We start from the raw sequence: 13993 nt of genomic DNA on the forward strand, positions 1-13993 counted from the left end.
TCCTCACCCCTCATTCCCGACAGCTTGATTGATCGATTGCCAGACGCCGTCGATTTTGATGAACCACGTCGGCTCAAAGACGGCATAGCGGCTCGTTGAAATCTTATACGTCATCTCATATCCAATCCGGATTCCACTGATCTCTTTTAAGAGATCAGCACGGCTCAGACGTTCGAGAACCGTTTCAACAGCTGGCACCGTCTCTTCCCGAAGGATCAGCTTCCGCTTCGCTCGGAGCATGCTACGGCTGAGCGACCGGACTTGATTTTCCTCATACATGATCTTCAGTGTCGCGAGATCGAACTTCGTCTGTTCGAGCAGCGGACCACTCTCCCCAAATACCGGATACCGGTTCAAGTACAACCGGAACGTCGCTGTCTGTTCCTCACTCTTTTTACTCATCTGATCAAAGTAATACCGGAAGCCACTGCGCTGGGTATCTTGATCGAGCCAGCCCCCATGAATGTTGACATAGCTGACGAGCGTGCTGTAATCGACAGTTGAGCTTTGGGTGTTCGGCGATAACGTATTGAAGCGATACACATTGTAGTTTCGGTCATACGTCGAAACGCTGACGCCGTCCGTCAAGACGTCGAGATCATCCCGACTCTTGATTTGCTGGACGTTCGAGTTCTCGGCGAAAAAGGCACTCCGGATGCGATCGAGTGGTTTTGGCGATTGTCCGACCTCGTCATAGACGAAGACTTGCTCTAGTCGCGTCGTACCGCTCGCGACATACGTATAATCGCCACCTTTGAGTTCGACGCGTGTCATCGGTTTTTTCTTATCATGCGCGAACAGTCGCTTCAGAACCGTCTCATCGCCGACGAGCTTGAAGTCCTTCAGGCGACCGGTCGCCGACTCGAGACGGAGGATCGGTCCATCATAATCGAGTAAATAGAGCCGTTTGATCGGTTCCGAGAAGGCGATTTGTTTTTCTCCGAGTAACTCTTCAAGAATCGTCGCACTGATCGGTGTCGGGAAAATCATCTCGACACTCCGGTCACCGACCGGGATGTTATTCGCTTTATCCGTCAAGACGAGGACACCGATGTTAAACGACGCACCGATGCGGTTAAGGAAGGTCCGACCGATGATTTGTGTCTGATAGATCCCTTCCTGATCCGAATAGACGAGTAGTTCCGGGTTAATCAGTTGGTTGCTTTCAATCGTCTTTGAGGCATCGATCTCGTTGAACGAGACCTGTTCCCGCTCGATTGATTCACTGCTTGGATGATAGGTCCAGAGCATCGCTGTCTGAGCGATCGAACCGGCGACAAGCAGGACGAGTAACAGCGAACTCCAGTGTTGTTTCTTCATCCGGCATCCACCTCTTCGATCACCTCATACGGAAGCGTGAAGTAAATCGTCGTGCCGCGTCCCCATTCACTTTCTGCCCAGATGTCGCCACCATGTGCCGAAACGACGTCTTTTGCGATCGACAGACCAAGACCGGTGCCGCCGATTTTACGGGCACGGGCTTTATCGACACGATAGAAGCGTTCGAAGATTTTTTGGAGATTCGCTTTCGGGATTCCGACACCTTCATCCTTGATGCTGATGACGATCCGTTTTGCCCGGAGCATCGTCCGGACGGTGATTGTTCCGCCTTCCGGTGAGTACTTGATTGCGTTCGTCAGGATGTTGTCTGCGACCTGAATCAATTTATCCTGATCACCACGGATATAGACTTTCCGCTTCATGATCTTACGACGGAAACGAATCCGTTCCGGCTTCGTCATGTCATGGCGATCGAGAATCTCATTCAGGAACTGAATGTAATCGAAGCGGACCTTGTTCATCTTGTATTCCTTACTGTCCATCTTCGACAGCTGTAAAAGATCGGTGACGAGGCGGATCATTCGCTCCGTCTCGTTTTGTGTCGTCTCAAGGAAACGCGGGGCAAGTTCCTCGTCCTGATACGCTCCTTCTGCTAAGGCTTCAAGATAGCTGCGCATCGTCGTCAGCGGTGTTCGGAGCTCATGACTGACGTTCGCGACGAATTCGCGACGATCCTGTTCGACTTGCTCCTGTTCCGTGACGTCATGCAGGACGACGATCATCCCCGTAATCGGACCACTGTGTTTCTTGACGGGCGAGAAGAATGCCCGAACGAGGAACAGTTCGTCCTCACTGCTGAAATCAAGCAGACGCGGTGGCATCGTACCGTCTTCCGGAATCATGAAATCGTCACCGAGTGCCAGTAAGTCCTTCAAGTTCGTGCCGACGACGCTCGCATCGTCAGCACCGACGATATCCTTCGCTTGGTCGTTCATCAAGATGACGCGCAGCGTCCGGTCCGTCGCGATGACGCCATCGGTCATGTTCTCTAGGACACTCGTCAACTTCCGCCGTTCAGCTTCCGTCGTCGCGTTTGCTTCGAGTAGCTCATCCGTCAATTCGTTGAAGGAACGGGCGAGTTGCCCGATCTCATCATCCGAATAGACCTTAACCTTCCGCGAGAAGTTCCCGCGTCGCATCTCAATCGCTTGACGCCGCATATCGGAAATCGGGCGCGTGATCGTCCGCGACAGCAACACACCGAGAATTGACGTGATGACGAGGGCGATGACCGTTCCGGTCGCAAGAATCCGCGTAACCTGTTGCATCTGCGAATAGATTGACTCCATCGAGGCGCGAACATAAATCATACCGGTCGTTACGCCGTCTCGTTCCGAGGTAACCGGTACGGCAAAGATCCGGATCTTATCCTCTGATTCTGGATCAAGCACGGTGTCCGTCCGGGTCGAGCTCGTTGCCTGCGCTTTTTTAATCAGTGAATTCGTCGCCCGTTGTCCGACTGCTGATTGGTTCTCGTTATCCGATGTCGCTTGGATGATCGAGTCCTGGTCAATGATCTGGACTTCGAGGATGTCGTTCCTTGAGGTGGAGCCATTACTAAACTCAGACAGCAGTTGCCCTAGTGATTGGGACAACTGCCGCTTGGAGGCGTCATCATCGCCTGTTTTATCGAATTCCTTCCCGACGTTATAGGCGACAAGGCCTGCTCGGTCCTCGACCGACTTCGAGAAGTTCGTAATGTACTGCTTTTCAAGGGAACGAACGAAATAGACGCCAATGACCTGCATCGCCACTAAAATCAATAAGGCATAGATGACGACGAGTTTCCATTGGATGGATTTAAAGAAGTTCGTTCCTTTTAACATCGTTATTCATTCTCCCCGTCTTGGAGATAGTAGCCGACACCACGACGCGTCATGATATAGACAGGCGTACTTGGGTTGTCTTCGACTTTCTCACGGAGACGACGTACTGTCACGTCGACTGTCCGGACATCACCGAAGTAGTCATAGCCCCAGACCGTTTGCAACAAATGCTCACGTGTCATGACTTGACCGATGTTTTTCGCGAGGTAGTGCAACAATTCGAACTCACGTTGCGTCAGCTCGATCTTTTGATCCTTACGTGTCACCGTATGCGAATTCGTATCGATATACAGTTCTCCGACTTTGAGTGGACCTGGTCCAACCGGTTGTGGTGTAGCTTCAGGACTCGTGTTGCGTAAGTGGACTTTCACACGGGCAAGTAACTCGCGCGAGCTAAATGGCTTCGTCACGTAATCGTTCGCGCCAAGCTCAAGACCAAGTACCGTATCAATCTCGGAATCCTTCGCTGTCAACATGATGATTGGAATCTTCGACGTCTTCCGGACTTCTCGGCAGACTTCCATCCCGTCCATCAGCGGAAGCATGATGTCGAGTAACATCAAATCCGGTTTGAACTCCTCGAATTTCTCTAATGCCTCCACGCCGTCATTTGCGATCGCGACCTGGTAGCCTTCTTTTTCTAATTTAAACTTGAGTATATCTGCAATCGGTAACTCGTCATCGACGACTAGAATTTTGCGTTCCGTCACTGGGTGTGCCCCCTTAAAAATTTCTATTCAATCTATTTTACCTGTTTTTTCGGCATATAGAAAGGTGGCGACGGAAACTCCCGGCGCCACTCTCTCTGCTGTTCGTCGTCTCACGAGAGAGGTTCCACGTGAAACACTGTATTCAGTATACCTGTTTTTGCTTCCGTTTGTGAACCATTTCGCACAAAAAACAGCCTCTTGCAGGAAGCAAGAGGCTGTTGAGACTTATGCTTCTTCGTAGAGATCACGCAAGACGACTGTCTGTTCACGACCCGGTCCGACCGAGAACGTGACGAGTGAGATACCTGTCAGATCCGCAATCCGCTTAACGTAGTTCTGTGCGTTCAACGGTAGATCTTCAAAGCGACGGACACCTGTGATGTCCTCTTTCCAGCCTGGAAGTTCTTCGTAAATTGGAACACATGCTTCGAGATCACGGAAGCTTGCTGGGTACTCATCGATCTGTTTACCGTTGAATTCGTATGATGTACAGATTTTCAATGTGTCGAGTCCTGTCAAAACGTCGATCGAGTTGAGCGAAAGATCCGTCAATCCACTTGTACGGCGCGAGTGGCGAACAACGACCGAGTCGAACCAACCAACACGACGCGGACGTCCTGTCGTCGTTCCGTATTCACGACCGACTTCACGGATTTGATGACCGATGTCATCGAACAATTCCGTTGGGAACGGACCGTCACCGACTCGTGACGTGTACGCTTTACAGACACCAACGACGTGATCGATCCGAGCTGGACCAACACCGACACCTGATGCGACACCACCAGCTGATGCGTTCGATGATGTAACGAACGGATACGTTCCGTGGTCAAGGTCGAGTAAGACACCTTGTGCGCCTTCGAACAACACTTTTTCACCATGGTCGAGGCTATCGTTGACGACGACGGATGTATCGCAGACGTATTTCGCGAACTCTTGTCCATAGGCATAGTACTCTTCGAAGATATCGTCGAACGCGATTGGTTCAGCGTCATACATCTTCGTGAACATGCGGTTCTTTTGGTCGAGAACGATCTTCAACTTCTCAGCGAACGTTTCTTTGTCGAGTAAGTCTGCCATCCGGATTCCGATTCGAGCGGCTTTATCCATGTAGCACGGTCCGATTCCTTTTAGCGTCGTTCCGACTTTTGCGTCGCCTTTCGCTTCTTCTTCTAACTGATCCTGCAACTGATGATACGGCAAGATGACATGCGCCCGATTCGAAATTAACAAGTTATCCGTTGAAACACCACGATCGTGCAGATACTTCAATTCCTTGACGAGTGATTTCGGGTTAACGACGAGACCGTTCCCGATGACACATTTCTTATCCGAGTAAAAAATACCTGATGGGATCAAGTGCAATTTGTACGTCTCGTTATTGAATACGATCGTATGTCCTGCATTGTCTCCACCTTGATAACGTGCTACGACGTCGGCTTGTTTCGAAAGAAAATCGGTGATTTTCCCTTTTCCTTCGTCGCCCCACTGTGTTCCGACTACTACTACTGATGACATCTTATCATCCACCTCCACGTACGATTCAAAACCACGACTAAGTGTAACGCGATAAAAAAAAGAAGTCAACCAAATACCGAACAATTAATTGTTACAATTCTCTTTCGTTCGTTTAATTATCGTTTTTGATAAATAAACTGAGAATCTTTAGGTGAAAATAAAAAAAGCTACGTTTTGTCTCCGATCGATCGAAGACAAAGCGTAGCTTGGATTAAGCTGGTGGCGCGTACGAGTTACTTGGCTCGAGATCCACAAACTTGTTGAATTCTTTTCGGAAGGCGAGTTTGACGGTACCGGTTGGACCATTCCGCTGTTTTGCGATGATGATCTCAATCGTATTCGCATCTTCCGTTTCTTTGTTGTAGTAATCGTCACGATACAAGAAGGCGACGATATCGGCATCTTGCTCGATCGCTCCCGATTCCCGGATATCCGACATCATCGGTCGCTTATCTTGACGACTCTCAACCCCACGGGAGAGCTGCGATAAGGCGATGACCGGGACTTCGAGTTCCCGCGCGAGTGATTTCAAGGAACGGGAAATTTCCGAAACCTCTTGTTGACGGTTGTCGCTTGAGCGACCGTTCCCTTGAATCAGCTGCAAGTAGTCGATCATGATCATCCCAAGACCGTGCTCCTGCTTCAAACGACGGCACTTTGCCCGGATATCGTTGACCCGAATCCCTGGTGTATCGTCGATGTAGATGCCGGCTTGAGACAGGTTACTCATCGCAAGCGATAACTTGCCCCAGTCCTCTTCTTCGAGTTGACCAGTCCGGAGTCGCTGCGCATCGACGTTTCCTTCGGCACAGAGCATCCGCATGACGAGCTGTTCGGCACCCATCTCAAGACTAAAGATGGCGACGTTCTCGTCAGCGCGTGTCGCGACGTTTTGCGAGATGTTCAAGGCAAACGCCGTCTTCCCGACCGATGGACGTGCTGCGACGATGATTAGATCGTTACGCTGGAATCCGGCCGTCATCTTATCGAGATCCTGGAAACCGGTCGGAATCCCCGTCGTCTCGCCGCTTTGTTTATGCAATTTATCAATCGTTGCATAGGCACTCGTCAAGACGTCCGAGATCGGGATGAAGCTCGCGCTCCCTTTTCCTTGTGATACTTCGAGAATCTTCCGTTCTGCCTCGTTCAGCAGGACATCGACCTCGTTTTGCCGCTCGTATCCGTCAGTGACGATTTCACCCGCCGTCCGAATGAGACGCCGAAGCGTCGACTTCTGGTCAACGACGTTGACGTAGTAATTGATGTTGGCTGCGGTTGGTACACCTTCCGCTAGTTCCGCTAGATATGGTAGACCACCGATCTCATCTAGGATGCCAAGCGTACTGAGCTCGGCTGTGACCGTGACGAGGTCGATCGCTTCGCCTCGGTCGGACAGCACGAGCATCGCTTCGAAGATCCGTTGGTGAGAGGCACGGTAAAAGTCCTGCGGTAACAGACGTTCTGATGCACTGATCAAACGATCCGCATCAATCATGATCGCCCCTAGGACGGCTTGTTCTGCCTCGATACTTTGGGGAGGCATATTTTGCATGACTTCACTCATCACCGTTCCCCTTTTCTACTCACGCCTCTTTGACCTGAACGTTCAGCGTCGCTGTCACTTCGTTGTGTAACTTCAATGGTACCTTCGTAAAGCCGAGTGCCTTGATTGGGTGTTCGAGCTCGATTTTACGTTTATCGATCTTGTAACCCATGCTCTTGAGTGCTTCCGCGATCTGTTTGCTTGTGACAGAACCGAAGACACGACCGCCTTCACCGGCTTTCGTCGAGACGACGATCGTCTCTTTTTCGATTTTCTCTTTTAACGCTTGCGCGTCAAGCAAGTTCTGTTTCGCTTCTTCTGCTGCTTTACGTTCATGTGCTTCATGTTGCTTCAAGTTGCCAGTCGTCGCAGGACGCGCCAACTTTTTCTTGAAGAGTACGTTATTTGCATAAGCATCGGCCACGTCTTTGACGTCTCCTGCTTTACCTTGTCCTTTTACATCTTGTAAGAAAATAACCTTCATTCTGATTCCTCTCCTTTTGTCTCATCTTCTAGATATTGATCGATCGCTTTACGCAACGCATCCGCGACCGTGATGACCGATTCTGACATCTGTGTCGCCGCGTTCGTCAAGTGACCGCCGCCTCCGAGCGTCTCCATGATCAACTGGACGTTGACTTCTCCAAGCGAACGGGCACTGATCGCTGTCCGTCCGTCTTGAAGTTCCGCGATGACGAAGGCAGCACGAATGCCTTGAAGCGACAACAATTGATCGGCCGCTTGTGCGATCAAGACTTGATCGTGAATGACGCCAGGTTCCGCTGTCGCAATCGCCATCCCTTTCGTATAGACCTCGGACCGCTCGAGGATATGTGACTGCTCAACGTACGTCTCAAGATCCTGACTGAGGAACTCTTGCACGAGCACCGTGTCAGCACCTTGTGAACGCAAGTAAGATGCAGCATCGAACGTCCGCGAGCCGGTCCGAAGCGCAAAGCCTTTCGTATCGACGATGATTCCGGCAAGTAACGCCGTCGCCTCAAGCATCGATAGCTTCTGATTCGTCGGCTGGTACTCGATTAACTCGGTGACGAGTTCTGACGTCGACGATGCGTAAGGCTCGAGATAAACGAGGACCGCGTCTTCGATGAAATCCTCTCCACGCCGGTGATGGTCAATGACGACCATATGCTCGAATCGATCGAGTAACGTCGGCACGACGACGAGCGACGGCTTATGTGTATCGACGACGACGAGTAACGTCTGATCGTCGATCAACTGATCCGCTTGAAACGCATTGACGAACCGTGTCTCGAGTTGTGGTACTTCAGCGATCTCGTCCATCATCCGGCGAATCCCGCGACCGATTTCTTCTGGCGGTAAAACGATATGCGCTTCCTTATCGTTCATTTCCGCAAGCTTCAAAATGCCGATCGCTGATCCGAGTGCATCCATATCCGGATTCTTATGCCCCATGATCAGGACACGGCTTGATTCCTGCATTAAGTCACGAAGCGAGTTAGCGATGACCCGTGCCCGGACACGTGTCCGTTTTTCTGTCGGATTCGTCTTGCCACCATAGAAGCGGACTTTTCCATCGCGTTTGATGACGACTTGGTCGCCTCCCCGTCCTAATGCGAGATCGAGACTCGACTGAGCCATCAGACCAAGCGCCGGAATCGGGTCACTTCCGCAACCAATTCCGATTGATAACGTCAACTGGACACCACGCTGACTCGTCTCTTCGCGCACGGTATCGAGAATCGTGAACTTCGATCGTTCGAGAATCCGGAGATTCTCTTCTGTCGTGACGATGAAATACCGATCAGATGCGGTCCGCTTGATATACGTTCCGTGTTCGGCTGCCCAGTGATTCAATAGTTGAGTGACACGACTGTTCAACTCACTGCGCAACTGATCTTCGATACCTTGTGTCATCTCATCGTAGTTATCGAGATAGATGACGCCGATGACCGTCTGATTGTCGACGAGTTGTTGTTCGACTTGTGCCTCTTCTGTCATATCGAACAGATAGAACGTCCGGTTCTCATGATTTGAAAAGACGCGATATACGGCATCACCGATTTCAAGCGTCGCTTGGTCCTCATTCGTCGCGACCATCTCGATGAATAAGGGATCGAGCTCATTGAGCGTCTGTCCCATCGCTACATCATCAAAGATGTCCCGCATCGGATCATTGAACCAGGTGACGAGGGTTTCCTCATCGTATAACAAAATCCCGATTGGCATGTTCGTCAACGCATCTTGTCCCGTCTCCTCGACTTGCATCGAGATTCCGGCGACATACGCCTCCCATGCCCTGCGTGCACGGCGTTCTTCGAATAGGTGCAATCCGAAGAGGAGGGCAGTCACGACGGCTCCGATAGCGGAGATGATCGGTTCACGTACAGCGACGACGAGAAGCAGACCGACGATTAATAGATACGGAATGAAGCGAACGATGCGTCGTTCTCGTTCCGGTGATACTTGTTGACCTGACTCCATCGTGTCCTCCTTATATGCTCTATAGGGTTCATTTAAATTTTTAGTAACTTGTTTATTATAACCGAAAAGCAGGAGGGGATGAAAGGGAAGCGAAAAAAAGCACCATCCTCACGTATGAGGATGGTGCTACGAAATCAGTCAGCCACGTATGGGATTAAAGCCATTTGACGTGCGCGTTTGATTGCGATTGTAAGTGGACGTTGGTATTTCGCTGAAGTACCAGTCACACGACGTGGAAGAATCTTACCGCGTTCCGAAATGAAACGTTTGAGAAGTTCTACGTCTTTATAATCGATATGAGTGATGTGGTTCGACGTGAAGTAACATACTTTACGACGACGTTTTCCACCTGGACGACGTGCCATGTGATTAACCTCCTTTTTAACTTGGATTTTTCAGGACGATTTCCTTAGAACGGGAGATCGTCGTCTGAAAGGTCGATCGAACTACCGCCGCTGAACGGATCAGCGCCGAAGCCCGAATTCGATGAAGCGGGTGCTGGCGAGGAAGAGTTGTTCTGCTGTTGCTGTGAACCCCATCCTGCAGCATTCCCGTTTCCACCAGTAGATGAAGCGTAGCCTTCGCTACCATCCGAAGAACGGCTCGCGTTACGTGACTCAAGGAAGCGGACGCTATCAGCGACGACTTCCGCACGATAACGGCGTTGCCCTTCTTTATCGTCGTAGCTGCTAATCTGGAGGCGACCCTCTACACCAGCAAGACTACCTTTCTTCAAATACTGAGCAACGTTCTCTGCTTGCTTGCGCCAAACGACGCAATCGATGAAATCAGCTTCTCGCTTCCCATCTTGCCCTGTGAAAGGACGGTCACATGCGAGTGTGAATCGCGTTACCGCAATCCCGCTCTGCGTATAACGCATTTCCGGGTCACGAGTTAACCGACCGACTAAAACGACGCGGTTAATCATCAGAATCACTCTCCTGTTTCAGCTTATTTCTCGTCTTTTGTGATCATTAAGCGAACGATATCGTCACTGATCTTCATGAGACGGTCAAGTTCTTTTGTAGCTGCTGGTTCAGCAGAAACGTTAAGAAGAACGTAGAACCCTTCACGCATATCATTGATTTCGTAAGCGAAACGACGTTTACCCATTTCAGTTGTTTTATCAACTGTACCACCGTTATCAGTGAGGACTTTGTTGAAACGCTCCACTGTTGCTTTGCGTGCTTCCTCATCAAGTTCCGGACGGATGATGTAAAGTACTTCGTATTTACGCATATCTGTCACCTCCTCTTGGACTGGCGGCTCGAATGTTCGAGCAAGGAGCAATAATTCATTACTCACATTCGTTAATACTACCAAAGTATTTTGCTTTATGCAATAACGATTCGTTTTCGATTAGACGTTGAAGCGGAATGTGACGACATCGCCGTCTTGGAAGACATATTCCTTACCTTCTGAACGGTAACGTCCTTGTTCCTTGACTGTCGCCATGTTGCCTGCTGCTGCTAAATCTTCGTACGAAACGACTTCTGCACGGATAAATCCACGTTCGAAGTCCGAGTGGATGACACCCGCACATTGTGGAGCTTTCATCCCTTTTTTGAACGTCCAAGCGCGCACTTCTTTTTCGCCTGCTGTGAAGTATGTCGCAAGACCAAGCGTGCTGTATGCTGCATGGATCAATTGATCAAGACCTGATTCTTCGATTCCGAGATCGACGAGGAACTCTTGACGTTCTTCTGGCTCAAGCTCCGCAATCTCTTCTTCGATCCGAGCACAGATGACGATGACTTCAGAACCTTCTTTTTCTGCGAATTCGCGTACGAGACGGACATTTTCGTTATTGTCCGCATCTGCGACTTCATCTTCGCCGACGTTTGCGACGTAAAGCATCGGTTTCATCGTCAACAATTGGAAGTGTTTAACGAGAGCTGCTTGATCTTCGTTCAATTCAGCGAGACGTGCTGGTTTCTCATCTTCGAGTAATGCTTGCACGATTTCAAGTGCTTCGAGTTCAGCCGCTGCGTTTTTATCGCGTGACTTGACTTGTTTTTGGACACGCTGAATCCGTTTTTCGACTTGCTCGAGGTCTGCGAGGATCAATTCGAGGTTGATCGTCTCGATATCATCGATCGGTGAGACTTTCCCGGCCACGTGTGTGATGTTTTCATCGACGAAACAACGCACGACCTGACAGATCGCATCTACTTCACGAATGTTCGCGAGGAATTTATTTCCGAGACCTTCCCCTTTAGACGCACCTTTTACGATACCCGCGATATCCGTGAATTCGAATGCTGTCGGGATCGTCTTTTTCGGGTTGACGAGTTCCGTCAATTTCCGAAGACGTGCATCTGGTACTTCAACGACACCGACATTCGGGTCGATCGTTGCGAACGGGTAGTTCGCTGCCTCTACACCTGCTTGTGTGATGGCGTTAAAAAGTGTTGATTTTCCTACGTTTGGTAAGCCAACGATTCCTGCTGTTAATCCCACTTGGAATTCCTCCTTTTCGGTATTTCCTAGGAAATCCGTGCTAGCGGCCGCAGTGGGTAGAATGATTACACCACGTCAGCACATCTTTCACAATTATAGATAGTTCAATTTTTTTAAGCAAGGAGCTCGACCGTCTTTTTTACTCACGTCCTAACCGAACGCAACCGCTCCACTTAGGCAAGACAACAAAAAAGCGAATCTAATCACGAGGATCAGATCCGCTTTTCATCACTCTGGTAAGACTTTTTTCAATCGTTTATCAAAATCACGACGTGGCATCAAGATGCTTGCCCCGCAACCTTGACATTTGATTCGGATATCCATGCCGACCCGAATGATTTGCCATCGGTTCGTACCACATGGATGCTGCTTCTTCATCTCAACATAATCATGGAGTTGATACGTTTTTGGAATCATCCGTTTGTCCACCATTCTTTTGTTCTGGATTCATCATGACCATCCGTGGATACGGGATCTTGATGTTCTCTTCTTCGAGTCCTTGCTTCAATTCTTTCCGGATCAGACGACCAGCTTGGAAATGTTGCATCGGTGGTACTTCTGCCATCAAACGATAGACGACTTCAGAAGGACCAAGTGTCTGGACGCCAAGCATCTGGATTGGTTCGACGAACATATCGACATACTTCTTCGTCGTCCGGTCAGCGATCTCATGCAAGACTTGTTCGACCCGCTCGAGATCTTCGTCATAGGAGACTTGGACGTCGACGAGTGCAAAACTGTTGTCGACCGAATAGTTCGTCACTTGCAAAATCTGACCGTTCGGGATGATGTGGATCTCCCCGTTGAGTCCTTTGAGTTTCGTCGTCCGGATCCCAAGTTCCGTGACGACCCCTTCAATCACACCGACGCGTACATAATCTCCGACTTTGAACTGGCGTTCGAAGATGATGAACGCTCCGGTAATGATATCTTGCACCAAGTTCTTCGCACCGAACGAAATCGCAAGACCGGCGATTCCGGCACTGGCGACAAGACCGGTGATGTTGATTCCGAACTGACTGAGTACCGTCAACAACATGACGATTCCGAGCACGTAACGGATTGCATTTTGGAGCAACTTCAGTAATGTCTCGTTCTGTCGCTGCGCCAAATAGTCCTGTTCATTGATTTTCCTGATCGTAAAGAGACGCGAGACTGCCCCAGTCAAAACGCGCGTTAACACATAGAACGCCGCGATGATGATGAGCGCAATCAGTAATTTCATCCCAAAACGAATCCACATATCCGCATCCATTACTTGATTGATTAGTTTATCGACTTGGGCGACGGATTCTTGTACATCTTGATTGGTAGCCATTCTCTCATCCTTTCTTGTTCTCTCTATTACGACAGTATACGTGATTTTAATTGAGTTTCAACCAAAGAGCCGATTTTGACGTTAGATTTTCGCAAAAACCGGGAAAGGAAAATCATCTAAGAACCCTTCACTCTTGCCAATCCACCACGACACCGACACCAAGAGAAGAAAGGATGATTTCGATGAATTTCCGCTTTCATTCGCACGAGCCCAAGCCTTATTCTTTCTTTTTAGAATATACGGAACCGTTCGCGAAAGAACGCTTAGCTGAACAACTATTCGAACAAATCTCCGCAGTCCAAGAAAAACGACCAATCGTACTCGTCTGCATTGGTTCTGATCGTTCGACGGGCGACTCACTCGGTCCACTTGTCGGAACATTCCTTGAAAAACAAGCACCTGCTCATCTCCACGTTTACGGTACACTCGCTAAACCCGTCCATGCACTGAATCTCGCTGAAACGATTCACTCGATCCAAACGACCCATTACCGTCCGCTCGTCATCGCAATTGATGCGTGTCTTGGTCGGCTTTCAAGTGTCGGGCATGTCTTTTTCTCGGAAGGTCCACTCGCACCCGGTGCCGGCGTTCAAAAAGAATTGCCTTCGGTCGGTGACTTCAACATTAAGGCCGTCGTTAACGTCAGTGGCTTCATGGAGATGATGATTCTCCAAAATACACGGTTACATCTCGTTTATGAACTAGCAGAACTCGTCGCGAACAGTTTCCACATGCTCGATGCGAAACTATCCGCTGAATCGACACGGACGACGATTTCCTTCACGCCCCGTTCGATGTAATGAAAAAGAAG

General features: G+C 49.7%; 14 protein-coding genes. 1 reads left to right on the forward strand and 13 read right to left on the reverse strand.

The window, feature by feature from the left end; all coding sequences use genetic code 11:
• Positions 1 to 3: 3 nt before the first annotated feature.
• The 13 genes from yycH to KNQ11_RS14415 form a co-directional block, all read right to left on the reverse strand.
• On the reverse strand, positions 4 to 1320 hold the full coding sequence (gene yycH, locus KNQ11_RS14355) for a two-component system activity regulator YycH (RefSeq protein WP_023469842.1): 1317 nt from the start codon (positions 1318 to 1320) through the stop codon (positions 4 to 6).
• On the reverse strand, positions 1317 to 3167 hold the full coding sequence (gene walK / locus KNQ11_RS14360) for a cell wall metabolism sensor histidine kinase WalK (RefSeq protein ID WP_029343019.1): 1851 nt from the start codon (positions 3165 to 3167) through the stop codon (positions 1317 to 1319). Before walK ends, yycH begins: the two co-directional genes overlap by 4 nt.
• A gap of 2 nt (positions 3168 to 3169) precedes the next feature.
• Positions 3170 to 3877, reverse strand: coding sequence for a response regulator YycF (gene yycF / locus KNQ11_RS14365; RefSeq protein WP_023469844.1), 708 nt, complete (start codon positions 3875 to 3877; stop codon positions 3170 to 3172).
• A 225-nt stretch (positions 3878 to 4102) separates the two neighbouring features.
• Entirely contained in the window at positions 4103 to 5395 is a 1293-nt protein-coding gene (locus KNQ11_RS14370) for an adenylosuccinate synthase (RefSeq protein WP_149428087.1), read from the reverse strand.
• 211 nt (positions 5396 to 5606) lie between these two features.
• Positions 5607 to 6959: a replicative DNA helicase gene (gene dnaB, locus KNQ11_RS14375; RefSeq protein WP_023469846.1), complete on the reverse strand. Its 1353-nt coding sequence runs from the start codon at positions 6957 to 6959 to the stop codon at positions 5607 to 5609.
• Between the two features lie 19 nt (positions 6960 to 6978).
• Entirely contained in the window at positions 6979 to 7422 is a 444-nt protein-coding gene (rplI, locus tag KNQ11_RS14380; RefSeq protein WP_023469847.1) for a 50S ribosomal protein L9, read from the reverse strand.
• On the reverse strand, positions 7419 to 9404 hold the full coding sequence (locus KNQ11_RS14385) for a DHH family phosphoesterase (RefSeq protein ID WP_214772389.1): 1986 nt from the start codon (positions 9402 to 9404) through the stop codon (positions 7419 to 7421). Before KNQ11_RS14385 ends, rplI begins: the two co-directional genes overlap by 4 nt.
• A gap of 134 nt (positions 9405 to 9538) precedes the next feature.
• Positions 9539 to 9769, reverse strand: coding sequence for a 30S ribosomal protein S18 (gene rpsR / locus KNQ11_RS14390; protein ID WP_023469849.1), 231 nt, complete (start codon positions 9767 to 9769; stop codon positions 9539 to 9541).
• Positions 9770 to 9813: 44 nt separating this feature from the next.
• The gene (gene ssb, locus KNQ11_RS14395) at positions 9814 to 10332 is read right to left on the reverse strand and encodes a single-stranded DNA-binding protein (RefSeq protein WP_023469850.1); all 519 of its coding nucleotides are present in this window, start codon (positions 10330 to 10332) and stop codon (positions 9814 to 9816) included.
• A 23-nt stretch (positions 10333 to 10355) separates the two neighbouring features.
• Positions 10356 to 10643, reverse strand: coding sequence for a 30S ribosomal protein S6 (rpsF, locus tag KNQ11_RS14400; RefSeq protein WP_023469851.1), 288 nt, complete (start codon positions 10641 to 10643; stop codon positions 10356 to 10358).
• 120 nt (positions 10644 to 10763) lie between these two features.
• A complete protein-coding gene (gene ychF, locus KNQ11_RS14405) occupies positions 10764 to 11864 on the reverse strand; it encodes a redox-regulated ATPase YchF (protein WP_023469852.1) in 1101 nt (366 codons plus the stop codon).
• A gap of 228 nt (positions 11865 to 12092) precedes the next feature.
• Positions 12093 to 12281, reverse strand: coding sequence for a DUF951 domain-containing protein (locus tag KNQ11_RS14410; protein WP_023469853.1), 189 nt, complete (start codon positions 12279 to 12281; stop codon positions 12093 to 12095).
• Positions 12253 to 13182: a mechanosensitive ion channel family protein gene (locus tag KNQ11_RS14415; protein ID WP_023469854.1), complete on the reverse strand. Its 930-nt coding sequence runs from the start codon at positions 13180 to 13182 to the stop codon at positions 12253 to 12255. The genes KNQ11_RS14410 and KNQ11_RS14415 overlap by 29 nt, the downstream gene beginning before the upstream one ends.
• A gap of 182 nt (positions 13183 to 13364) precedes the next feature.
• On the opposite strand from KNQ11_RS14415, the gene yyaC reads away from it, so the two are divergent.
• Positions 13365 to 13982 (forward strand): spore protease YyaC, encoded by a 618-nt coding sequence (yyaC, locus tag KNQ11_RS14420; RefSeq protein ID WP_058704744.1) that lies wholly within the window; start codon positions 13365 to 13367, stop codon positions 13980 to 13982.
• Positions 13983 to 13993 lie beyond the last annotated feature (11 nt).

The organism is Exiguobacterium sp. s39 (genome assembly GCF_018618925.1).
GTDB lineage: Bacteria > Bacillota > Bacilli > Exiguobacteriales > Exiguobacteriaceae > Exiguobacterium_A > Exiguobacterium_A abrahamii.